General features: G+C 59.3%; 16 protein-coding genes. 8 read left to right on the top strand and 8 right to left on the bottom strand.

The window, feature by feature from the left end; all coding sequences use genetic code 11:
- Positions 1 to 48 precede the first annotated feature (48 nt).
- The gene (locus ACIQJ2_RS02465) at positions 49 to 960 is read left to right on the top strand and encodes a GntR family transcriptional regulator (protein ID WP_400666008.1); all 912 of its coding nucleotides are present in this window, start codon (positions 49 to 51) and stop codon (positions 958 to 960) included.
- 21 nt (positions 961 to 981) lie between these two features.
- On the opposite strand, the gene ACIQJ2_RS02470 is transcribed toward ACIQJ2_RS02465, so the two are convergent.
- Both ACIQJ2_RS02470 and ACIQJ2_RS02475 read right to left on the bottom strand, forming a co-directional pair.
- On the bottom strand, positions 982 to 3,225 hold the full coding sequence (locus ACIQJ2_RS02470) for a glycoside hydrolase family 2 protein (protein WP_400666006.1): 2,244 nt from the start codon (positions 3,223 to 3,225) through the stop codon (positions 982 to 984).
- Positions 3,226 to 3,414: 189 nt separating this feature from the next.
- On the bottom strand, positions 3,415 to 4,317 hold the full coding sequence (locus tag ACIQJ2_RS02475; RefSeq protein WP_199151359.1) for an AraC family transcriptional regulator: 903 nt from the start codon (positions 4,315 to 4,317) through the stop codon (positions 3,415 to 3,417).
- A 211-nt stretch (positions 4,318 to 4,528) separates the two neighbouring features.
- Here ACIQJ2_RS02475 and ACIQJ2_RS02480 point away from each other — a divergent pair, with 211 nt between their 5' ends.
- From ACIQJ2_RS02480 to ACIQJ2_RS02510, 7 genes are all read left to right on the top strand, one after another.
- Positions 4,529 to 5,995 carry an alpha-glucosidase/alpha-galactosidase gene (locus ACIQJ2_RS02480; protein ID WP_400666004.1) on the top strand — a complete coding sequence of 489 codons (1,467 nt, stop codon included), beginning with the start codon at positions 4,529 to 4,531 and terminating at the stop codon, positions 5,993 to 5,995.
- A gap of 137 nt (positions 5,996 to 6,132) precedes the next feature.
- A complete protein-coding gene (locus tag ACIQJ2_RS02485; protein WP_400666002.1) occupies positions 6,133 to 8,217 on the top strand; it encodes an ABC transporter substrate-binding protein in 2,085 nt (694 codons plus the stop codon).
- A 156-nt stretch (positions 8,218 to 8,373) separates the two neighbouring features.
- Entirely contained in the window at positions 8,374 to 9,384 is a 1,011-nt protein-coding gene (locus tag ACIQJ2_RS02490) for an ABC transporter permease (RefSeq protein ID WP_400666000.1), read from the top strand.
- A complete protein-coding gene (locus tag ACIQJ2_RS02495; RefSeq protein ID WP_400665998.1) occupies positions 9,384 to 10,511 on the top strand; it encodes an ABC transporter permease in 1,128 nt (375 codons plus the stop codon). Before ACIQJ2_RS02490 ends, ACIQJ2_RS02495 begins: the two co-directional genes overlap by 1 nt.
- Before the next feature lie 13 nt (positions 10,512 to 10,524).
- Positions 10,525 to 12,195: an ABC transporter ATP-binding protein gene (locus tag ACIQJ2_RS02500; RefSeq protein ID WP_400665996.1), complete on the top strand. Its 1,671-nt coding sequence runs from the start codon at positions 10,525 to 10,527 to the stop codon at positions 12,193 to 12,195.
- An 18-nt stretch (positions 12,196 to 12,213) separates the two neighbouring features.
- The gene (locus tag ACIQJ2_RS02505; protein ID WP_400665994.1) at positions 12,214 to 13,584 is read left to right on the top strand and encodes an alpha-glucosidase/alpha-galactosidase; all 1,371 of its coding nucleotides are present in this window, start codon (positions 12,214 to 12,216) and stop codon (positions 13,582 to 13,584) included.
- A gap of 178 nt (positions 13,585 to 13,762) precedes the next feature.
- On the top strand, positions 13,763 to 14,905 hold the full coding sequence (locus ACIQJ2_RS02510) for a fumarylacetoacetate hydrolase family protein (RefSeq protein WP_400665992.1): 1,143 nt from the start codon (positions 13,763 to 13,765) through the stop codon (positions 14,903 to 14,905).
- Between the two features lie 8 nt (positions 14,906 to 14,913).
- Here the strand turns inward: ACIQJ2_RS02510 and ACIQJ2_RS02515 are convergent, their stop codons facing one another.
- The 6 genes from ACIQJ2_RS02515 to ACIQJ2_RS02540 form a co-directional block, all read right to left on the bottom strand.
- Positions 14,914 to 15,441 (bottom strand): hypothetical protein, encoded by a 528-nt coding sequence (locus tag ACIQJ2_RS02515; protein WP_400665990.1) that lies wholly within the window; start codon positions 15,439 to 15,441, stop codon positions 14,914 to 14,916.
- Between the two features lie 48 nt (positions 15,442 to 15,489).
- On the bottom strand, positions 15,490 to 15,966 hold the full coding sequence (locus tag ACIQJ2_RS02520) for a cyclic nucleotide-binding domain-containing protein (RefSeq protein ID WP_168810618.1): 477 nt from the start codon (positions 15,964 to 15,966) through the stop codon (positions 15,490 to 15,492).
- 52 nt (positions 15,967 to 16,018) lie between these two features.
- Positions 16,019 to 18,733 carry an ABC transporter ATP-binding protein gene (locus ACIQJ2_RS02525; protein WP_199151283.1) on the bottom strand — a complete coding sequence of 905 codons (2,715 nt, stop codon included), beginning with the start codon at positions 18,731 to 18,733 and terminating at the stop codon, positions 16,019 to 16,021.
- Positions 18,734 to 18,971: 238 nt separating this feature from the next.
- The gene (locus ACIQJ2_RS02530; protein WP_400665987.1) at positions 18,972 to 20,117 is read right to left on the bottom strand and encodes a glycosyltransferase family protein; all 1,146 of its coding nucleotides are present in this window, start codon (positions 20,115 to 20,117) and stop codon (positions 18,972 to 18,974) included.
- A complete protein-coding gene (locus ACIQJ2_RS02535) occupies positions 20,114 to 21,373 on the bottom strand; it encodes a glycosyltransferase family 4 protein (protein WP_400665985.1) in 1,260 nt (419 codons plus the stop codon). The genes ACIQJ2_RS02530 and ACIQJ2_RS02535 overlap by 4 nt, the downstream gene beginning before the upstream one ends.
- A gap of 115 nt (positions 21,374 to 21,488) precedes the next feature.
- The gene (locus tag ACIQJ2_RS02540) at positions 21,489 to 22,703 is read right to left on the bottom strand and encodes a glycosyltransferase family protein (RefSeq protein WP_199145689.1); all 1,215 of its coding nucleotides are present in this window, start codon (positions 22,701 to 22,703) and stop codon (positions 21,489 to 21,491) included.
- Between the last annotated feature and the right edge of the window lie 18 nt (positions 22,704 to 22,721).

Here is a 22,721-nt window from a genome sequence, read left to right on the forward strand (position 1 = left end):
TTCAGACAGCGCCGCCAGCAAAGCGCGGCGACGCTACGCGAGGGGGAAATGGCTAGACAAAACACGCTCTTCAAGGAGGCGTATAACCGCTATGCGGCGCGCCTTAAGCCCGATACGGAGCTGCCGAGCGAACCCGAGATCGCGGCAGAACTCGGGGTCAGCCGCAGCACGGCGCGCGCAATCCTGATGCGCCTCAGCGACGCCGGGATCATCCTCTGGAACAAGCGGCAGAAGACTGTCCTGCGCCGGCCAAACGAGGCTGATTTGTTTCCGAAGGAAGAGACCGATTCCCTGCACGACATCATCGAGCGCAGCTTCATGATGCGGATCATGTCCGATGAAGCTCAGCCTGGCATGCAGATCAACGAATTGGAACTGGCGCGCGAAATCGGCACCGGCACATCCGTCGTGCGCGAATTCCTCATCCGCTTCAGCCGCTTCGGCCTGATCGAGAAACGGCCGAACAGCCATTGGATCCTCAAGGGCTTCACCAGCGAATTCGCGCTTGAGCTGGCCGACGTGCGCGAGATGTTCGAGCTGCATTCCGCCGCAGAATTCGGCCGTCTGCCTCCAAGCCATCGCGCTTGGGAGGATTTGAAGGCAATCGAGCGCGAACATCACGCGCTGTTGAAGGATTTCGATGCGCATTACCGCGACTTCTCACGCCTCGACGAGAAGTTCCACCTGCTCATCCACCGCGCCTCAAGCAATCGCTTCATTGCCGATTTCTACGATGTCATTGCCATCGTGTTCCATTATCACTTCCAATGGAACAAGGCCTTCGCTCGCGAGCGCAATGCCCGCGCTGTCGCCGAGCATCTCGATTATATCGCGGCGCTGCAATCGCGCGACCCGCAACGGATCGACGCCGCCTGCCGCACGCATCTTGCCTCGGCAAGGCAGACGCTGCTGCAATCCATTCCGCAAAGCACGGCGGATACTGCCGGCTCAGCCGCTTGACGGGCGGAGCCGGCTGAGGGTTCACTCAGCGATCAGATGCACGCGTTGGCTGGCAAAACGCGGAGATGAGACCTCGAGCTCGACGGCGCCGACCTCGCCTGTTGCCTGTAGCCAGAAACCTGTGGTTCCTCCTTGGAACGCCACGGTTGCCGGCCCGATGACTTTCGCCGGACCATTGACCTTGATGGTGATGGCTTCATGGAGAAAAGCCAAGCGCGAGCCGGCCTGATCGACCGCGCGCACGATGACGCGCACCGTATCGCGTTCGCCTGCGCGCAAGGTGTCAGCATCGGCTTCGACTTGAAGCGAGGTCGGCAGCGGATTGGCGACCATATGCTGCTCGACCACCGGCTTGCCGCCGATATAGCCAGTGAAATGTACATCCTCCCACTCCATTCCCCAAACGCCAAGCTCGTCTGGCGTAAAGGACCGGTGATCGAAGACAACGGGTGCATGCGGCAAATGCGGGAACGTCTCCCGGTCTGGCCCCAGCCGCTTGGTAAGCGAACCATAACGCAGTTCGACCTCGTCGCAATTCGTCAGAACGATCAGCGGCAGAGCGCCGCCGATGTTGCGCTCGCCGCGCGCCCAGATCGTCACCGGCTTCATGATGATCTCTTCGGATGGCTCGCACTGGCTGGCATAGACATAGGCTGCAAACTTCGGCTCGCGGAACATATCCATCACGCCGTGATAGCAGATGCGGTCGCCCGAGCCGAAATCGCTGTGGGTATTATAGTCGAACATGCACCAGCCGATGGCACCCGAAATCGACGGGTCGCCATAGGCTGCATTCAGCACCTCCAGATGCCGGCGCACGTGCTCGGCCTGACGCTGCTCCTGATCGTATATTTTCGTCGGATACATATGACCGCCGAATTCGGTGATCAGATAGGGCACATCCTTGGCGAGACCGGTATTTTCCTGTTGCGGCCTCAGCGGCGTGCGCGGTCGGTTGGCACCGGGCAATTCCTCATTGCCGAGGATGAAATCATTCATCGTGTAGACATCCTCAAGCATCTCGCTCTCGGTGATGTAGCGCACGCCACCTGTCTGACGCGTCGGATCGAGCGCACGCGCCAGCCTGTTCGTCTCGGCGTAGAAATCATGTGAATCCTGGGATTCGTTGATGCGCACGCCCCAGATCACGATCGAGGGATGATTCCAGTCGCGCTCGATCATGCGACGCACATTGCGGATCGATTCCTGCTGCCACTCCTCATCGCCGATATGCTGCCAGCCGGGAATTTCTTCGAAGACGAGCAGACCGATACGGTCGCAATGGTCGAGGAACCATTTTGACTGAGGATAATGCGAGGTGCGCACGATGTTGCACTTAAGCGTATGCTTCATCAGCTCCGCATCGCGCTCCTGGGCTGAACGGCCCATTGCATAGCCGACATAGGGAAACGCCTGGTGGCGGTTGAGCCCACGCAGCTTCATCGCTTTGCCGTTCAGGAAAAAGCCTTCGGCGGTAAAGCCTGCGGTGCGGAAACCGAAGGTCGCGGCATGACGATCCGTGCCGTGATCACTCGCAAGCTCCACCTCAGCAGAATAGAGAACGGGATTGTCGAGATCCCAAAGCGAAAGGCCTGAGAGACCATCGAAACTGAGCGTCACGCTTTCGCCCGATGTGCCCGCCTCACCCAAAGCAATGGCCTTGCCATCGCCGGACCGCAAGGTCACTTTCACATTGCCTTCGAAGACGAGGTTTTGCGGGTTGGAGATATCGCAGCGGACGGTCGCGGATTTGCTGTCGGACAGCACATCCGAGGTCTCGACCTTGGTATTGGCGATAAAGACGGGATCGGTGAGCTTCAGCCAGACATCGCGGTAGATCCCCGCATAGGTCAGGTAATCGATCCGACCGCCGAAGGGCGGGATTTCAGGATTCTCGCTTCCGTCGATCTTGACGGTGATGAGGTTTTCGCCCTTTCGCAGACGTCCGGTCAGGCGCGCCTCGAACGGCGTGTAGCCGTCCTTGTGCGCAACGATCTCCTCGCCATTCAGATAGACAACGGAATCGGCCATTGCCGCGTCAAAGATCAGCGAAATTTCGCGGCCGGCGAATGCATCATCCCAATTCAGAATCTTCTGATAGGTAAAGGCGCGCTGATAAGACTTTTCATCGAAATAATTGAAGGGCAGCTCGACGGCATTATGCGGCAGTGTAACTGGCTGCCCTTCCCGCGCGCGGCCAACATCCGCGAGAGAAAATCCTTCCTGAAACGTCCAGGATTCGTTGAAGGCGACAACAGAACGCATTTTCAATCCTATCGATTAAGCCCGTCGCATCGGGTGACGAACAGATGTTGCTTGGAAAATCAGGCGCAAGGAGAAGCAGATGTGATGCTGCGGGGCGATATCTATACAGGCTCGCCGCAGACGCACAATGCGACCGGTTGACGGATTTCGACCTCCCGGCAAGCGAGAGTGCGGTAATCCTTCTCCGCGCTACCGGCTTCGGCTCGTCTTCCCTTCCTCGACCGGGCTGCGCACCGCCGCATACATGCCGGTCGTGCGAAATTCCGTCGGATTGATTCCGTAGATGCGGCGGAAGACCTTGGAAAAATAGTTGGCATCATCGAAGCCCGACATGATCGCCACTTCCTTGACCGGAATGAATGCAGCCTTGGTCAGCAGCTTTGCCGCGCGCTGCATGCGCTGCTGCAGGACGAATTCCGCCGGCGGGACGCCCTCGCTTTCGGCAAAGACGCGCGAGAAGTGAGCACGGCTAAGCCCGCTCACCTTGGCGAGTTCTTCGACGGGCAGCGGCTTGTCGAGATTGGCGTCAATGTGGTCGATGACGATCTGCATGGCTGAACGATCGGCGGCAAAGGCATGCGAGCCAAAAACGTCGTCATAGAGCGCCATGGCGGCCTCATAGGCGATGGCTGAAGCCGAGGCGGGCGTCCTCGCACCCCTGACCAGCCGCAGACTGCAATCGGCAAGATGATCGATGGTCGCTTGCTGCAGCTTCAAGACCGGACCCGCCGCAGCCAAAATCAGACGATGGATGCGCAACGCTTCTTCTCCATTCATCGATATCCAGAAATACTCCCAGCGTTCGCCCTTCTCCAGCCAGTAACGATGGTTGTGCGGCACGAGAACGAGCAGCGTATCGCCGGCATTCACACGATGGTTCCGGTTTTCGTAGCGTAGTCGGCCGGTGCCGCTGATGGTATATTGAAGTACGGTAAAGGGCGTCTGGCCACGCCGTCGCCCATCCCAGTCATAAGGCTCGTCCTGCCTGATTTCATAGCCGGCGCTGGTCGGCATCGCATGCAGCCGGTGGCGTCCGCGTGGCAGCGAAACCGTCCGCATGACCTGTCCGTTATCGATCAATTCCTGCAGCACAAAATTACCCCTGAAAGCATAATAGTTCTCTGTTCGCTTCGATGATTATAGGCATAATCCCGCCAGAAAACAGCGCTTGATTGCCGATGAGGACCGGCGATTGGAGAAAAAACCACGATTTCGGCCCATTTCGCAATCGATGCGCTCACGGGGCGAAAATGCTGTCATCTCCCCTGCCGCTGCCTGTTCGACCGACTTTAAGGTGAGGATCATGAGTTTCAAAATCGCTATTATCGGCGCTGGCAGCGTCGGCTTCACGAAAAAGCTGTTCACCGACATCCTCTGCGTGCCGGAATTCCGCGACGTTGAATTTGCGCTGACGGATATGAGTGAGCACAATCTGACGATGATCAAGGCGATCCTCGACCGGATCGTCGAAGCAAACAAGCTGCCGACGCGCGTGACGGCGACGACGAATCGCCGCAAGGCGCTGGAAGGCGCGCGCTACATCATCAGCTGCGTCCGCGTCGGCGGTCTGGAGGCTTACGCCGAAGATATCCGCATTCCGCTGAAATACGGCATCGATCAATGCGTCGGCGATACGATCTGCGCCGGCGGCATTCTCTATGGTCAGCGCAACATTCCGGTCATCCTCGATTTCTGCAAGGATATCCGCGAAGTCGCCGAGAGCGGCGCCAAGTTCCTGAACTACGCCAACCCGATGGCGATGAACACCTGGGCGGCGATCGAATACGGCAAGGTCGACACGATCGGCCTTTGCCACGGCGTCCAACACGGTGCCGAACAGATCGCTGAAGTGCTTGGCGCCAAGGACAAGAGCGAGCTCGACTATATCTGCTCCGGCATCAACCATCAGACCTGGTTCGTCGACCTTCGCCTCAATGGCCGCAAGATCGGCAAGGACGAGTTGATCGCCGCGTTCGAGGCACATCCGGTCTTCTCGCAGCAGGAAAAGCTGCGCATCGACGTACTGAAGCGCTTCGGTGTCTATTCCACCGAAAGCAACGGCCACCTGTCCGAATACCTACCCTGGTATCGCAAGCGTCCCGACGAGATCAACAAGTGGATCGATATGTCGGACTGGATCCATGGCGAGACGGGCGGCTATCTGCGTCACTCCACCGAGACGCGCAACTGGTTCGAGACGGAATTCCAGCAGATCCTCGACAGCGCTTCCCAGCCGATCGATCCGGCGCGCCGCTCGAATGAGCACGCCAGCCATATTCTGGAGGCGCTCGAAACCAACCGCGTCTATCGCGGCCATTTCAACGTCAAGAACAATGGCGTCATCACCAATCTGCCCGCCGATGCCATCATCGAATCCCCCGGCTTCGTCGATCGCTTCGGCATCAACATGGTGGCCGGCATTACACTGCCCGAGGCATGTGCGGCCACCTGCATTTCCTCGATCAACGTTCAGCGCATGTCGGTCCATGCCGCCATCAGCGGCGACATCGACCTCTTGAAGCTCGCCGTCCTGCACGACCCGCTGGTCGGCGCCGTCGCCACACCGGAGGAGGTTTGGCAGATGGTCGATGAAATGGTTGTCGCCGAGGCACGCTGGCTGCCGCAATACGCCCATGCAGCGGACGACGCCAGGGATCGCCTGTCGCGCAGCAAGGTCAAGACGCGCGACTGGAAGGGTGCTGCAAGTCGCAATGTCCGCTCGATCGAGGAGCTGCGCGCGGAAAAGGCCGCTCTGAAGCAGGCAGGTTAGTGAACATGCAGGCCGAAAGATAAGGGGTTGAGGCGGGGTCTTAAGGGGATATCCCGCCTCAACCGACCATCTTTCGTTTCAAGGGAGGAACGCGAGGCCTCGAACGGAACGCTCGCGAATTTGGGAGAGAGAACAAGATGAGACATTTTCGACCGATCGGCTTTCTCGCCGCGTTGACGATTGCCACATCCGCAATCGCGATCAGCGCTCATGCGGCCGAGCCGACAGTGCCACCCGTTCCACCGGTCTTCCCCGCAGAAGGCAAGATCAAATATGTCGAGCGCAGCTCCATTCTGGAGTTCAAGGCGCTGCCGGACTATCACGAGCCGTCCTGGGTCACCGACAAGTTCGTCAAGACCGGCAAGCTGCCGCCCGTCAAGGATCGCCTCCCGAAAGAACCACTGGTCTATAAAACAGGCAACATGCCTGACGGCATCGGCGTTTATGGCGACACGCTGCGCCATGTCATCGGCGGCCGTCCGGAAGGCTGGAATTACACCGGTGGCCAGAGCCAGGGCTGGGGCGGCATCGACATCGGCTTGTCCGAATGCCTGACGCGCACCGCTCCGCTCTTCCAGGTCGAAGCCAAGGATACCGAGCCGCTGCCAAACCTTGCCAAGAGCTGGGATTGGTCGACCGACGGCCACAAGCTCACCATGCACCTGATCGAAGGCGCGAAATGGTCCGACGGCGTACCCTTCAATGCCGACGACCTGATGTTCTACTGGGACGACGAGGTCAACGATCACAACGTCTCGCCCTTGAACGGCGCCAGCCCCGAGACATTCGGGGCCGGCACGACGCTGAAGAAGATCGACGACTACACCGTCGAATGGACCTTCAAGGATGCGTTTCCGAGGCAGTATCTCTATGCCATGGCCTATGGCACCTTCTGCCCCGGCCCGTCGCATATCCTGAAGCCGCAGCACCCGAAATATTCGAAGAACACCTACGAGCAGTTCAAGAATGCCTTCCCGCCGGAATTCATGAACATGCCCGTCATGGGCGCCTGGGTGCCGGTCGAATATCGCTCCGACGATATCATCGTCATGCGCCGCAACCCCTACTACTGGAAGGTCGACGAGAAGGGCAATCAGCTGCCTTACCTCAACGAGTTGCACTATAAGCTCTCGACCTGGGCAGACCGCGACGTGCAGGCGGTTGCCGGCTCCGGGGACTTTTCGAACCTCGAACAGCCGGAAAACTTCGTCGCCTCGCTGAAGCGCGCCGCGCAAGCCGAAGCACCGGCCCGTCTCGCCTTCGGCCCTCGTCTCATCGGCTATAACCTGCAGATGAATTTCTCCGCCAACGGCTGGGGCAGTCCGGATGCGCGCGGCCAGGCCGTCAGGGACCTGAACCGCAACGAGCACTTCCGCAAGGCCGTCTCCATGGCGCTCGACCGCAAGGCGCTTGGCGAATCTCTGGTCAAGGGACCGTTCACCGCGATCTATCCGGGCGGTCTGTCTTCCGGCAGCACCTTCTATGACCGCAACTCCACGGTCTATTATCCGTTCGATCTTGCCGCCGCCAAAGCCGAACTTGCCAAGGCCGGCCTCAAGGATACCGATGGCGATGGCATCGTCAATTTCCCGGCCGGCGTCAACGGCGGCAAGGATGTCGAGATTACCCTTCTGGTCAACAGCGGCTATACGACGGACAAGAGCCTTGCCGAAGGCGTGATCGGCCAGATGGAGAAGCTCGGCCTGCGCGTCGTCATCAACGCCCTCGACGGCAACCAGCGTGACGATGCCAACTACAGCGGTCGCTTCGACTGGATGGTGCGGCGCAACAGCACGGAGCTTGCCTCGGTCGTGCAGAACACCGAGCAGCTCGCTCCGGTCGGTCCGCGCACGAGCTGGAACCACCGCGCCGGTTCGGATGGCAAGGTCGATCTGATGCCCTTCGAAACGGATATGGTCGATATCGTCAACAAGTTCACGCAGTCGCAGAATAGCGATGAGCGCGTGGCCCTGATGAAGAAATTCCAGAAGGTGTCCACCGAGAACCTCTACAATATCGGCCTGACCGAATATCCGGGTGCGCTGATCATCAACAAGCGCTTCTCCAACGTTCCTCCGGGTACGCCGATCTTCCTGTTCAACTGGGCAGAGGACTCGGTCCTGCGCGAGCGTCTGTGGGTCGCGGCCGACAAGCAGGGCAAATACGAGCTGTTCGCCGACCAGCTTCCGGGTGCCCCGGGCAGCGCCGGTCCGATCAAGTAAGGTCGAACGAGACCTCATGGCGGCCGGCATGATGCCGGCTGCCATGGGACCCGAGACATCCAGCGATCAGCTATCGCCGGGTAAAATGAACCGCTGGCGCATATCCTCCGCGAGGAGCGAGAGTGCCGACAGCATCAAAGAGAAGCGAACCGTCCCATGTTACGATTCCTGCTCGTTCGCATAGCCTCAGCAATCCCCGTGCTCTTCATCCTGAGCGTGGTGACATTTGCCATCATTCAGGCGCCGCCGGGCGACTATGCCGATTACATCCGCTCGCAGTTGATGAACCAGGGCGGCGCATCCTTCGAACAGGCTGATGCCCAGGCGCAGGCCTATCGAAAGGAACATGGGCTCGATAAGCCGATGATCGTCCAATATTTCAACTGGATCGGCGGCATCGTCACCAAAGGCGATTTCGGCTACAGCATGGTCTACAACAAGCCGGTCGCCGATGTCGTCGGTGAGCGCCTGCCGCGGACACTGGCGCTGGCGCTGGTGTGCCACATATTCGCATCCATACTCGGCATAGGTTTCGGCATATGGGCGGCGACGCGCCAATATAGCTGGGTCGACAATCTTTTGGCCGGCGTCTCCTTTCTCGGCATGACGGTGCCGCGCTTCCTGATGGCGCTGATTATCGTCTATATCCTCGTCTTCCAGCTCAACGTCTCGGAGATCGGCAGTTTCTTCTCGCCGCAATATGGTGGTGCGCCCTGGTCGTGGGCCAAGTTCGTCGATCTGGTCAAGCATGTCTGGCCGGTCGTTGCGATCGCCACCTTCGGCGGCCTTGCCTACAATATGCGCGTCATGCGCGGCAATCTTCTCGACACGCTGAACGCCCAATATGTCGAAACCGCACGGGCAAAAGGTCTTTCCGGCGGTGCCGTCGTCATGCGCCATGCCGTGCCGAATGCCCTGCATCCTCTGATCATGTATCAGGGCGTCGTGCTTCCCTACATGCTGACCGGTGAAATCGAGACCGCAATCATCTTTTCGCTGCCCACAGTCGGGCCGGCTATCGTCGGCTCCATGGCGGTCGGCGACGTCTATGTCACGGCAACCTTCATGATGGTGCTTTCGGCAACCCTCATCATCGGCAACATCATCGCCGACATGCTGCTTGCCCTGCTCGATCCGCGCGTGCGTCAACAGGGAGGGATCCACTAATGCTCGCCTTCAGCAACTCTCCACCTGTGCCGGAAGAAAAGGTCAAACACAAAGGCGGCGGCGAAAGCTATATCGCACTGGTCTGGCGACGCCTGAAGCGGTCCTGGACAGGCATGAGCGGCCTCATCCTCGTCGTGCTGCTGCTGCTAATGGCAGTCTTTGCCGAATTCGTCGCGCCACTTGACCCCAAAGCGACCGACACCGGCTTCGCGCCACCGCAAGTTATCAGCTTTCACGACAAGGACGGCAATATCGTCTTCCAGCCCCGCGTCTATGCACTGGTCGAAACCACCGATCTCGATCCCGTCACGTTTCAACCCATCGTCGGTCCAGACTACGATCATCCCCGCCTGCTCGGCTTGTTCGTCAAAGGCGATCCCTACTATTTGTTCGGCCTGATCCCCGGCAATCGGCATCTGTTCGGCACGACCGATGGCGGTCCGGTGCATTTCCTCGGTACCGACAAGTTCGGCCGCGACGTGCTGTCACGCGCCATATACGGCTCCCGCATTTCGCTGATGATCGCTCTCACGGTCGTCGCCATCGTAACGATTGTCGGCACCAGCATCGGCATGATCTCCGGCTATTTCGGCGGCGTGCTCGATACCTGGATCCAGCGCTTTGTCGAGGTCGTTCTTGCCTTCCCGCAAGTGCCGCTTTATCTGGCCCTGACTTCGCTGATCCCCGTGACAGCGCCGACCAATGTCTTTCTTGCCTTCGTCATCATCGTCATGTCTGCGCTCGGCTGGGCACAGATGTCACGCGAGGTTCGCGGCAAGACGCTGGCATTGGCAAGGATCGACTATGTGCGGGCAGCGATGGCGATCGGGGCCACCGACCGGCGTATCATCCTGCAGCACATATTTCCGAACGTCATGAGCCACGTCATCGTCGCCGTGACGCTTGCGATCCCGAGCGTGGTTCTGCTCGAATCCTTCCTGGGTTTCCTCGGCTTTGCCGTCAAGCCGCCGCTGATCTCCTGGGGTCTGATGTTGCAGGATACGTCGACCTATTCGGTCATCGGTTCCTTCCCCTGGATTCTGTCGCCCGTCGCCTTCGTCCTCGTCACCGTCTTCGCCTTCAATGCACTCGGCGACGGATTGCGCGACGCGATCGATCCATATTGAGAGGAGAACGGATATGGCTCTCGCACTCATCAATCCCTTCGCTCCAGACCTTCGCTTCGACGCCGGCGAAAGGGCCGTCGCGCCCGTTATCGATGCTCGCAATATCGCCGTCAAATTCAAGGTCGAGGACGGCATGGTCGATGCCGTCAAGGATATCTCCTTTCAGCTCTATCGCGGCGAAACCATCGCCATCGTTGGCGAGTCCGGCTCGGGAAAGTCGGTGACTGCCCGCACGGTGATGGGGCTTTTGACCAAGCGCGCTGTGGTTTCGGACAAATCCACCGTTCATTATGATGGCAAGAATGTCCTGAAATTCTCGGAACGGGCGCGCCGACAGCTGCGCGGCGACCGCATTTCGATGATTTTCCAGGAGCCGATGAGCTCGCTCAACCCGATCTATACCATCGGCAGCCAGATCGTCGAGGCGATCCGGGTTCATCGTAAGGTCAGCCGCCGAGACGCCGAGAAACGGGCTCTCGACTTGCTGAAACAGGTGCAGATCCCCGATCCGGAAGCGCGGCTGAAGCAATATCCGCATCAGCTATCCGGCGGTCAGCGCCAGCGCGTGATGATCGCCATGGCGCTCGCCAACGACCCGGACGTGCTGATCGCCGACGAGCCGACGACGGCGCTCGACGTGACCGTGCAGGCACAGATCCTGAACCTCATCCGCGACCTGCAAAAGCAGCTTGGCATGGCGGTGATCCTCATCACCCACGACCTGACCGTCGTGCGCCAGTTCTCCGACTACGTCTACGTGATGCAGCATGGAGAAATGCGCGAGCACAATACGACGGAAGCCCTGTTTGCTCATCCACAGCACCCCTACACGAAGCATCTCCTGTCGTCGGAGCCGCGCGGCCGAGCAAAACCACTGCCGCCGAATTGCGATACCGTGCTCGAAGGAAAATCCGTCAAGGTTGCCTTCATGCTGCGGCATGGAAGCTTCTTTAAGCCGGATATGCGCGAGCTTGTCGCTGTTAATGGCCTGAATCTGGAATTACGCCGCCATGAAACGCTCGGGCTGGTCGGTGAATCCGGATCCGGCAAGACCACCTTCGGCCAGGCGCTTCTGCGCTTGATCGATGCCGATAGCGGCGAGATCTTCTTCGACGGGCAAGCGATACACGGCAGATCTCGCGCCGAGATGCGGCCTTTGCGGTCCCGTATGCAAATCGTCTTTCAGGATCCGTTCTCGTCGCTCAATCCGCGCATGACCATCGGCCAGATCATTTCCGAGGGGCTGGTGGTCAATAATATCGGCGCCAACAAAGCCGAGCGGCTGGAACGCGTGCAGGACGCACTCGTCAGTGCCGGCATGCCCGCCAACATCCTCTCACGCTTCCCGCACGAGTTTTCCGGCGGCCAGCGTCAGCGCATCGCAATTGCCCGCGCCATAGCACTCGAGCCGGAATTCATTCTGCTCGACGAGCCGACCTCGGCGCTCGATCTCTCCGTTCAGGCCCAGATCATCGATCTTCTGCGCAAGCTGCAGGACGAGCGCGGCCTGAGCTATCTCTTTATCTCGCACGACCTCAAGGTCGTCCGCGCCCTCTGCCATCGCGTGATCGTCATGCAACACGGCAGGATCATGGAAGAAGGGCCGGTCGACGAAGTTCTATCCCATCCCAAGACCGCCTACACCGAACGCCTCGTCAGAGCGGCGTTCGAGGTAGCTTCATAGCATCCAGGAGATTTTGAAATGACAAGCACTCCCAAGATCACCTTCATCGGTGCCGGCTCGACCGTCTTCATGAAGAACATTATCGGCGACGTCCTGCAGCGCCCGGCACTTGCCAACGCACGAATCGCACTGATGGATATCAATCCGCAGCGGCTGGAAGAGAGCGCCATCGTCGCGCGCAAGCTCGCCTCGACACTCGGCGCGCCGGCCACCGTCGAGACCTTCACCGATCAGCGTAAGGCACTTGATGGCGCCAACTTCGTCGTCGTCGCCTTCCAGATCGGTGGATACGAACCCTGCACGGTCACGGATTTCGAAGTGCCGAAGAAATATGGCCTGCGCCAGACGATTGCCGACACGCTCGGCGTCGGAGGCATCATGCGCGGCCTGCGTACCGTGCCGCATCTCTGGAAGATCTGCGAGGACATGCTCGCCGTCTGCCCGAATGCGATCATGCTGCAATATGTGAACCCGATGGCGATCAACACCTGGGCGATCGGCGAGAAGTACCCAACGATCAAACAGGTCGGACTTTGCCATTCCGTGCAGGGCACGGCCATGGAACTGGCGCACGATCTCGACATTCCCTATGACGAGATCCGCTATCGTTCGGCCGGTATCAACCACATGGCCTTCTACCTCGCATTCGAACATCGTCAGTCCGATGGTTCCTATCGCAATCTCTACCCCGATCTGATCCGTGCCTACAAGGAAGGGCGCGCGCCAAAGCCGGGCTGGAACCCGCGCTGCCCGAACAAGGTACGTTACGAGATGCTGACCCGCCTCGGCTATTTCGTTACCGAAAGCTCCGAGCACTTCGCCGAATATACGCCCTACTTCATCAAGGAAGGCCGCGACGACCTGATCGAGAAATTCGGCATCCCGCTCGACGAATATCCGAAGCGCTGCATCGAGCAGGTGGCTCGCTGGAAGAACCAGGCGGAGGAATATCGCACCGCCGAGAAGATCGAAGTCAAGCAATCGAAGGAATATGCTTCTTCGATCATCAACTCGGTCTGGACCGGCGAACCCTCGGTCATCTACGGTAACGTCCGCAACAATGGCTGCATCACGTCGCTGCCAAACAATTGCGCTGCCGAGGTTCCGTGCCTTGTCGACGCATCGGGGATCCAGCCGACCTATATCGGCGATCTGCCGCCGCAACTGACGGCCCTCATACGCACCAACATCAACGTGCAAGAGCTGACGGTGAAAGCATTGTTGACCGAAAATCGCGAGCACATCTACCACGCTGCGATGATGGACCCGCATACGGCAGCCGAGCTGGATCTTGATCAGATCTGGTCACTGGTTGACGAACTGCTGGTCGCGCATGGCGATTGGCTGCCGGAATGGGCACGCGGCAATCGCAAGGTTCAGGCCGCCTAAAGCTACTCTCTCCCGGCTTGCGGCCCAAAGGGCCTCGCGGCGCTGCCGCGAGGCCTTACGCGTTTAGCCGGATGAGGGGACAAGAAATCCAAAGCGCGACGATTGGCGCATCGATAACCGATGACAAAGCATGATCGACTGCGTTAGAAACACTCGCAGTTTGGAGGAGACGAACGACATGGCCAGCTCGGATACATTCACCACCGGAACATTCGTCGGTCGCATCTGGCGTCCGGATGTGGACGGCCCGGCCCTCGTCACCGTTCGTGACGGCGCGCTCCATGACATCACGTCGCAACAGGCGCCGACGATGCGCGACCTTCTGGAAATGGACGATCCGGTTGCTTTTGTCCGTGCTCAAAAAGGCGAAGCCGTCGGGAGCCTTAATACCCTTCTCGCAGCCAAGCCCGATCGCTCGGCCATCCATCTTCTCGCGCCAATCGATCTTCAGGCGATCAAGGCCTGCGGCGTAACCTTCGCCCGCTCGATGCTTGAACGTGTCATCGAGGAGCGTGCGGCCGGCAATCCCGATCTTGCGGAAGCGATCCGCGGCAAGGTCACCGCGCTGATCGGCGACAGCCTGCGCAACCTCAAGGCCGGCTCGCCCGAAGCCGCCAAGGTCAAGGCCGCACTGATCGAAGAAGGCGTCTGGTCGCAATATCTCGAAGTCGGTATCGGCCCCGATGCGGAAGTCTTCTCCAAGTCGCAGGTGATGTCCTCAATGGGACCGGGCGCGGATGTCGGACTGCATCCGATTTCGAAGTGGAACAATCCCGAGCCGGAAATCGTCCTCGCTGTCGACAGCCAAGGCAGGGTCAAAGGCGCGACCCTCGGCAATGACGTCAATCTGCGCGATGTCGAGGGACGCTCTGCCCTGCTGCTCGGCAAGGCCAAGGACAACAATGCGTCCTGCTCGATCGGTCCCTTCATCCGTCTGTTCGACGAGACTTACGGTCTCGACGATGTCCGCAATGCCGATCTCGACCTGAAGGTCGAAGGCGAGGATGGCTATGTGCTGCATGGCCGCTCGTCTATGAAGGAAATCAGCCGCGATCCGCTCGATCTCGTCGCGCAGACCATTGGCCGCCATCACCAATATCCCGATGGTCTTGTGCTGTTTATGGGAACGCTTTTCGCGCCGGTGGAAGATCGCGACACCCCTGGGCAGGGTTTCACCCACAAGGTCGGCGACATCGTTACCATCTCCAATGACAGGCTCGGGGCTTTGCGAAACCGCGTGCTTCTGTCCACCGAATGCCCGCCCTGGACCTTCGGCGTCTCGCATCTAATGCGCAACCTGGCACGGCGCGGATTGATTTGAGGCGCGGGCTACCAGGCGCCAGACTGAAGCGATAGCAGTTTTGCCGCCAATTGGTCGGCGTCGATGGATGCGAGATTGCCGCCCGCGAAGAACGGATCGTGCGACACATCGCGCCCTACCCAAGGCGGCGGCGTGAAGGCGTCGAGTGCACTGGCCGACTCCAGCTCGAGTTCACCGAGAACCAAGCCGGCCAGATGATCTTCGAAGACATCGATGCACAATGTCGAGGGAATGATGTCGTATCGCCTCTTCCGGACTGCCTTGCCAGTGAGCGCGCCGAGGACAGCATACTCCTGCGATGTCAGGTATATATTGACAAGTGCGAGCGGCCTGCTGCCATCGCTGGCGTATTTTTTGCAGAGTTTGTATTGCGTGTCCCGATGCTGGCAGGTGATCTTGCGCAGGCGTAGCCTGGTGCCATCGAGATACAGGTCATCGATCGTTCGGAATCCTATTTCGGAAAGATCGGGAATGTCGCGGAGAAGAAACCGCCGCTCAAATTCAAGTCGCGCATATTTCGGAATTGAGTGCGCCATCTCGCAATGGGGCGCCCGCCGAAGGCACAAGCGCCCAACCCCTCAATATCAGTGCGTGGACATCGGTTGGGGATGGCTCAGGCGGCTGCGAACAGCCGTGAGTTCTGATGTCGTGTGGTTCAGACGATCGGCAAGAACGCGCATGATCTCGACCGCCATCTCCGGAAAATCGCTGAGGAGCTTCAGGAAATGTTCCTTGCTGATCTTCAACGCCTCCAGCCTTGAAGTCGCCTTGACGGTCGCGGTGCGGGAGACGTCGCAAAGAATGGCGATTTCGCCGACGATGGAGTTGAGATCGACCTCGGCAACCTTGATCTCGCCGGCGGGGCTGTCGACGAGAATATCAGCGGTTCCTGAAAGAACAACATAGGCGGCATCGCCTTGATCGCCCTGATGAAACAGGGTTTGGCCAGCATTGTAGCTGACGCGATCCGACGTGAACGCCAAAAGTTTCAATTTCGCAGGTGCGATGCGCGAAAAAATCGGCACCCGCTTCAGCATTTCGACTTCATCTTTCAGAAGCATGAGCTTCAAACCCCCAGTGTTCGGCCCCAGACACCACTGTTGAGATAGAATATTACGATAACAGTTCTTTGAACATACCGTTTTTCTCTAAAAGATCGGTACTCGAGCCGCTTTCGACAAGGTTGCCGTGATCGAAAACCAGCACGCGGTCGAACAATTCCGCAAAACTGGGATTGGACAGAACCCAGACGATCGCCGGCGAGTAATTGGCGCTATCGAGATCTCCCAGGATCGCCCTCGCGATCTGATCCTGAACACGATGATCAAGCGCCGGCAGCGGACGATTGCAGATGATGTAATCGGCCCGTTTCAACAGCGCGCGGCCGAGATTGAGCTTCTGGCGTTGAACGTTTGTCAGCCGCTTGCCGCCCGAACCGACATCGAAATCCAAGCCGATAGACAGGACGCCATCATGCATGCCGAGACGCCCGAAGACATCGTACATGATCTGGTGCACGCGTTCAGGCGCATTGGCCTGCTGATGCGCAATGCGCCCGAACAGAACATTGTCCATCAATGTCGCCGACGCCGTGAAGCGCTCGGGATCGTAACGCTCGATGACGCTGGCGAGATCGGCCGGAATATTCTCATAGAATTTCGCACGCGCCTGAACGATCTTCTCCATGAGCATTTGCGTCAGAAGACCGAAACGGTGGCGAGGCTCGATATAGGAGAAGCTCAGCCGGATGATCGCCGAACGTTCGTCGGCGGTAGCCGCCTCGTAACCCTTGCCGTTGAGCTTCTGCAGCAGCGCCTCATAGGTCGGAATGTCTTCCGCCGTCATGAAGGTCAGCTGTTGAAAGAAGGGGTGATCGGGAGGCAAGTCCGTGAAGAGTTCGACAGCGTTCTCGGCGATCTCCAGACCCATATCGTAGAGATCGGAAATCAGCCCCGTTTCTGCGAACAACTGCCGGAAATAAGGGTGCGCGGCCAGCTTGCGGTTGGTCATCTGCGGCCGCTTCAAGGTGCCGAACAGCAGATTTTCGCCGACAGTCGCCTGGAGATTATACGCATCGAACTGGAAGGGGACGACTAGGTCCTCGAGTTTTTCCTCCTGCAGCCTCGACCGCAATGCCTGCCGCAGCTCGACGATGCGTGAGGTGAGATCCTGATGTGAAGCGGTATCGACATTCGAACGCAGTGCCATGTCGAAAATATCCTGAGACATGGCCACGGCATCGAGAACAGGGCGGATCACGGAATAGATATCATCCGGGCCACTCGCACCGGCAGCAGCATAGTCGACCCAATCGCCGTTGAGATCGAGTTCCGGATTGGCCGCTCTTCGCGCCTCGCTCATCTGCCATTTCGCCCTCGTCGCCTCCTCCTCGCTATAGGCGGGGGGGATAAGCGGCGCATGCTTGAGGCCATAAAGCAGATTGCTGCGCAACGTGCCGTGGAAGAAGAAGGTTTCGGAGGAGGCATAAGCGATCCGCCGCCCGGTCAGTGACTCCGGCAGCTCCAATATGTCACGTCCGTCAATCGAGACGCGGCCGCTGTCCGGCCAGACCAGTCGGCCAAAGGCCTCGGCCAGATACTCGCCACCGGCGCCGCTGACCCCAACGATCGCCACCTTCTCTCCGGGGTGTATCTCGACGGATACGTGATCGAGCACGCGCGCTCCGCTGTCATCGACGACAGTCACATTGGTCGCGACAAGCGAATGGGTAATGCGGCCGGCGGGCGCGGGCGAGACGACCTGAATTCTCGAATCGATCAGATTGTCGACGCTGAACTGCTCGACCACCTGATTGTACTTGACCTGAACGTCCTGGCGCGACTGATCCCAGTCGATCAGTTCCTTAAGAGGGCCGGGCAGATCCTTGTAGGCGTTGATGACGGCGACGAGCTGACCGATATCCAGCCGGCCCTGCAGGGCGAGGAAGCCGCCGACCAGATAGAACAGGAACGGCGTCACCTGTGCCAGGAAGTTGTTGATGAACTTCACCATGAACTTCCATTGGTAAAGATCATAGCGGATCGAGAAGATCAGGCCGAGCCGCTGCGCGATATCGGCACGCTCCCAATTGGTCGTGTCGTTGGCATGGATAGTGCCGATACCCTCGACGATCTCGCCGACACGGCCGGAAAGTTCGCGCGCCGTCAACTGCCGCTGGCGGCCGAGTTCCAAAAGGCGCTTGCGCATGCGCGGAATGACGATCGCCTGCACGGCGACGATGGCCGCGGCAATCATGCCCAGCCAGAAATTCTGCATGATGATGAAGACCAGCGCCGTGACGGCCTGACCACCCAGGAGCGCAGGCTGCACGAAGGCATCGCCGGTGAAGCCGCCCATCGGCTCCACCTCGTCCTTGATCATGGTAGCGATCTCTGCGGGCTTCACCCGCTTGAAATGCGCAGGAGGGAACCGGAGCACCCGGTCGATCAACTCGAAACGAATGCGGCGCAGCATGCGCTCGCCAAGCCGGCCCTTATAGGTGTTGATATAGAGTTTGAAGAGGCCATTGAGCACGACGAGCGCCAGGAACACCAGGCTCAACGCCACCAGCATCCACATGCGGGTGAGCTGGATCCCATGAAACACCTCGACATGGCCGATCAACGGCAAGTCGAAGGCAATATGCATGAAGGTCTGCGTGTCACCCGGGTGTTCGAAACCCTTGCCCTGGATAGGTCCATTGACGATCTGCTTCGGCAGGTCGAACGACAGGAAGTACGGGATCATCGAAGCCGCAACGACCAGCAGTATCCAAATCTGCTCCAGCCGGGTATTCGACCAAATGTAACGCGCTAGGCTTTTTTCCATCGCTTATTGCAGGCTTTCAGATTCAATCGCCCAGCGCCGGCGAGATGCCGGCACCAATGTTGCAGAAATGCAGGATGAGCTTGTTGCGGATGCGTGGCCCCATTGCGAAAAGGAACGCCGCCCGGTCTTTCGTCCACGCTCCCCCCGATTCATCGATTTTTCGATTTATATCACAAGATTGCAGGAATCCAGGAGCATAAAACGACAGGTTATATCGATCGTTGGTTCATCGCACCCGTCACGAAGCCTGGCGAATGATGGCCGAAGTTCTTGCCGCTCCACCAAGATCGATATCTGAGCTGCGGGGCTTGGGTCGCGAAAGCGCCGTCTCCACCGCCTCGACCAACAGAGCCGTCGTCAGCCCGGCTTCAGGCAGCGTCAGCGCAAGACCCAGCTTTTCCAACCGTTCGGCTCGAACGGATTGCTCGGTTTCGCCACCGGCAGTGAAAGGCACCAGAACGGCACGGCAGCCTGTGACGAGGAGATCGCCGACGGTATTATAGCCAGCCTGCGAGATCGAAAGTTCCGCGCCCCTTAGAAGCGAGGGAAAATCCTTGCGGAAACGCACGATTTCGACATTGCCCGGCGCATCCTTGGCCAAATCCGCAAAATCCTGCTCCGGCAAATTCGGGCCGGTCACCAACAGCCAGCGACGATCGATCGCTATACGGCACGCCGCCTCGAGCGAAGCACGGATGAGATCGCGCCCGACGGCTCCCCCGCCGGCGGAAACGACGATATCGAAGGTCTCGATGGGCTCGGGAGGCAGCGCTGGCGCGACAAGCCCAGTGTAGACGATCTTGTCGGCGATAGAGCCGGTCAAAGGGAACGTCTCTTCCAGTCGAATGAAATGAGGATCGCCATGGACCAGAACACCATCGAAGTGATCGCGAAGCAGTGCAACCGTCTCTTCATCACGTCCCGGCTTCTTCTGCTGTTGCAGAATGTCGCGCACGGACGTGTAAAGCCGGGGCTTCGGATCGGCCTTGGCGATAGCATCGAGCAAGGGCAGCAGTTCAAAGCGCATCTGCCGGCGGCCAAAGGGAAATGCTTCTATGATGACCACGTCCGGTGCAGCCTGCCGAAACGCTTCGAGAAGGAGCTCGCGGCGGTGCGCCAGGAAGGCTTCATCGACTGGATTGCCCGACCGATCGGCGAGCCCGGAAAACCCGGAGCTGCTGGCGACCACCGCCGGCAGCGTCACGGAGGTCACGTCGCCGCCGGGAAAGCCATTCACTGGAATACCGCCGGTAACGACGGTGACCTGGCAGCCGTCCGCAGCCATGGCGCTGGCAATGCGGCTGGCCCGCGCCAGATGGCCGATGCCGAGGAGATGCTGAACATAAAAGAATATGCGCAAGGGACGGGTACTTGCCGATGTCATGCGGATTTCCGCCATTGCTCTTCCTTTTGCCACTGCTCCTCGAACAATCGCGTCAATTGCCGAATGCTGGCGTGATGATCGAAATGCTCGCGCACTCGCTTCTCGGCCGCATCCCCGAATCTGTGGCGAAGGGCCGGGTCTCGGATTGCCTTTTCCAGCGCCGCCGCAAGTGCCTGAGGATCTTCCGAGGGAACGACAAGACCATTCTCACCATCTTCCAGCAGCTCGGGAACACCCGAAATATTGGTGGAGATGCAGAGGAGACGCTGGCTGGATGCCTCGACGAGCACATTCGGCAGTCCGTCCCTGTCGCCATCCGCTGCAACGCGGCAGGCAAGCGCGAAAATATCCGCCTGACGGTAATGCGCGAGCACATCCTCCTGCGCTAACGCCCCCTTCCAGGTGATGCGATCAGTGATCCCCAGCGTTTCGGCAAGCGCCTTCAGCTTGGCGAGGCCGTCGCCGCCGCCGATATGGGTGAAACGCCAATGCAGGTCGCCGGGCAGCAGCGCCAGCGCCTTCAGCAAAACGTCATAGCCTTTCTTTTCCACGGCACGGCCGACACTGAGGATGAAGGCGGGGTCGGACGCATCCATGCCGTCACGAGTGGAGTGCTCGCCCGGGAAGGGCCCAAAGCGATCGAGATCGAGGCCGTGATAGCTCAGATACACATTGTCGCGCATCTCGGTCAGATCGCGCATATGTTCGAAGCCGCTGCGCGTGCAGGTGACGGTCCAGCGGGCGCGGCCAAGCTTTTCCGAAAGCTCCCAGTCCGGCGAGGTCCAGATATCCTTGGCATGGGCCGAGCAGGTCCAGGGAACACCGGCGATGATACTGGCATAGGCCGTCACGGATGCCGGCGTATGGATGAAGTGCGCGTGCAACCATTCACCGCCGTCGGGCCATTCATGCGCCAGCACCAGGGCCTGGCCGAAACGGCGAACGCGGTTCGGTGTCAGATCCCGCTTCAAGTCGGCCCAGAATTGCTTCAAGAGCGGCCGAAATCCTGGCTTGCGGATACCGGCAAAGAAAGCGCGCAAGACCCTCAGCGGTTCGTCGTGCAGATACTCAGGCAGGTAAACCACGCGCGCCTTGATCTCGTCGTGGACCGGATGGCGCTTCTTGTCCGTCGGCTTTCGCATCGAAATCAGCGTCAGATCGAATCCGGCCCGTTCGAGACCGAGCAGCTCTTGCGCGATAAAGGTTTCCGACAGACGAGGATAGCCCTTGAGGACTACCAGTATTTTCTTTCGCATCAAAAGGTCCCGATGATCCGCATGTCCGCTTTCAACGGAGCCACGGAAATATTCTATCTCGTTGTCTTCGCGCAATTACGGACGCAAACAACGCCGCACTCTTGCCGGAATTGCATTACTCGGCAACGATCGACAACGATGGATAGCGCTCGCGATCATCGAACCACTCGCCGACTGTTCGTGAAATATGCACCAGCCCCTCAAGGCGCATGTTGCTGCTGCTTGCCGAGGGCGGCGCGCGGTTCGGCAGGCGCTTCAAAGCGGCGGCAAGCTGCTTGGGATCCGCCGATTCCTCCGGCAGCAGCATATCGACCAGGCCGAGTTCGCTTGCCCGCTGCGCCCGTATCAGCTGTTCCTCGCGCGGCCGCGTGCGTGGAATGATCAACGCCGGCTTATCGAAGGAGAGGATCTCGCAATAGGTGTTGTAGCCGCCCATGGCGACGACGGCCTTCGCGCCGGCGATCAGCTCTTCCATCTTGTTATCAAATTCGATCACCTGCAGACAGTCGATCTTGCCGGCCCGTTCCAGCAGCTGGCTGCGCTCCTTGGCCGGCATATAGGGGCCAAGAACGATCAGTGTCTTCTGCGTCAGAGTGCTATCGTGCTCGAAAGCGCCGATGACATCGCTGACCAGGTCGGCACCATCGCCGCCACCGCCAGTGGTTACCAGGATGTAGTCGTCGTCGGGCACATGTTCGGATTTCGTGCCGAGCCTGGAAACGCTGCGCTGCAGGAAGCCGACGAACTCCATCTTCCGGCGCACGCCTGCCGGCACGTCGAGACCGACGAGCGGATCATGGAAATCCGGCGGTCCATAAACCCAGACGCGATCGTAGAACTGGTCGATCTTCTGCAGGACGTTGTTCTTTTTCCATTCCGCCTCAAGCAAGTGCGGTGCGTCCATGACATCGCGCATGCCGAGAACGAGGGTCGTGCCGCGCGCCTTGAGATAGGTCAGCGTCTCCTCGACCTCGCCCTTGAGCCCCAGGGGCTCCTTGTCGACGATGAAGACGTCGGGCTGAAAGGTTTCGGCGGTGTGCCGAATGATCGATTGCCGCATCTTCAACGTCTCTTGCAGAGCAACATGGCTCGCCATCGACGTATATTCACCATCACGCAGCTTGATGACGCTGGGCACCTTCACGAAATCGACGCGCGCGCGATAATCGAAAGCACCGGCGATCGTCGCACCGGAAATGATCAACACATTCAGGCCACGATAATCCTCCACGAGAGCATGTGCGATCGTGCGGCATCGCCTCAAATGGCCGAGACCGAACGTATCGTGGCTGTACATGAGGATTCGAGCATCTTCTAAGCGCCGCTTCATGGGCAAAACCTCTGGGGG

The sequence above is a fragment of the Rhizobium sp. NPDC092011 genome (assembly GCF_044756305.1).
In the GTDB taxonomy this organism is placed as follows: domain Bacteria; phylum Pseudomonadota; class Alphaproteobacteria; order Rhizobiales; family Rhizobiaceae; genus Rhizobium.

Bases quoted from the DNA above. Each gene is read 5' to 3' on its own strand.
- ACIQJ2_RS02540 (WP_199145689.1), bottom strand. From the start codon at position 22,703: ATGAAGCGGCGCTTAGAAGATGCTCGAATCCTCATGTACAGCCACGAT.
- ACIQJ2_RS02530 (WP_400665987.1), bottom strand. From the start codon at position 20,117: ATGACATCGGCAAGTACCCGTCCCTTGCGCATATTCTTTTATGTTCAG.
- ACIQJ2_RS02495 (WP_400665998.1), top strand. From the start codon at position 9,384: ATGCTCGCCTTCAGCAACTCTCCACCTGTGCCGGAAGAAAAGGTCAAA.
- ACIQJ2_RS02500 (WP_400665996.1), top strand. From the start codon at position 10,525: ATGGCTCTCGCACTCATCAATCCCTTCGCTCCAGACCTTCGCTTCGAC.
- ACIQJ2_RS02505 (WP_400665994.1), top strand. From the start codon at position 12,214: ATGACAAGCACTCCCAAGATCACCTTCATCGGTGCCGGCTCGACCGTC.
- ACIQJ2_RS02525 (WP_199151283.1), bottom strand. From the start codon at position 18,733: ATGGAAAAAAGCCTAGCGCGTTACATTTGGTCGAATACCCGGCTGGAG.
- ACIQJ2_RS02490 (WP_400666000.1), top strand. From the start codon at position 8,374: ATGTTACGATTCCTGCTCGTTCGCATAGCCTCAGCAATCCCCGTGCTC.
- ACIQJ2_RS02510 (WP_400665992.1), top strand. From the start codon at position 13,763: ATGGCCAGCTCGGATACATTCACCACCGGAACATTCGTCGGTCGCATC.
- ACIQJ2_RS02465 (WP_400666008.1), top strand. From the start codon at position 49: ATGGCTAGACAAAACACGCTCTTCAAGGAGGCGTATAACCGCTATGCG.
- ACIQJ2_RS02520 (WP_168810618.1), bottom strand. From the start codon at position 15,966: ATGCTTCTGAAAGATGAAGTCGAAATGCTGAAGCGGGTGCCGATTTTT.
- ACIQJ2_RS02485 (WP_400666002.1), top strand. From the start codon at position 6,133: ATGAGACATTTTCGACCGATCGGCTTTCTCGCCGCGTTGACGATTGCC.
- ACIQJ2_RS02470 (WP_400666006.1), bottom strand. From the start codon at position 3,225: ATGCGTTCTGTTGTCGCCTTCAACGAATCCTGGACGTTTCAGGAAGGA.
- ACIQJ2_RS02535 (WP_400665985.1), bottom strand. From the start codon at position 21,373: ATGCGAAAGAAAATACTGGTAGTCCTCAAGGGCTATCCTCGTCTGTCG.
- ACIQJ2_RS02480 (WP_400666004.1), top strand. From the start codon at position 4,529: ATGAGTTTCAAAATCGCTATTATCGGCGCTGGCAGCGTCGGCTTCACG.
- ACIQJ2_RS02515 (WP_400665990.1), bottom strand. From the start codon at position 15,441: ATGGCGCACTCAATTCCGAAATATGCGCGACTTGAATTTGAGCGGCGG.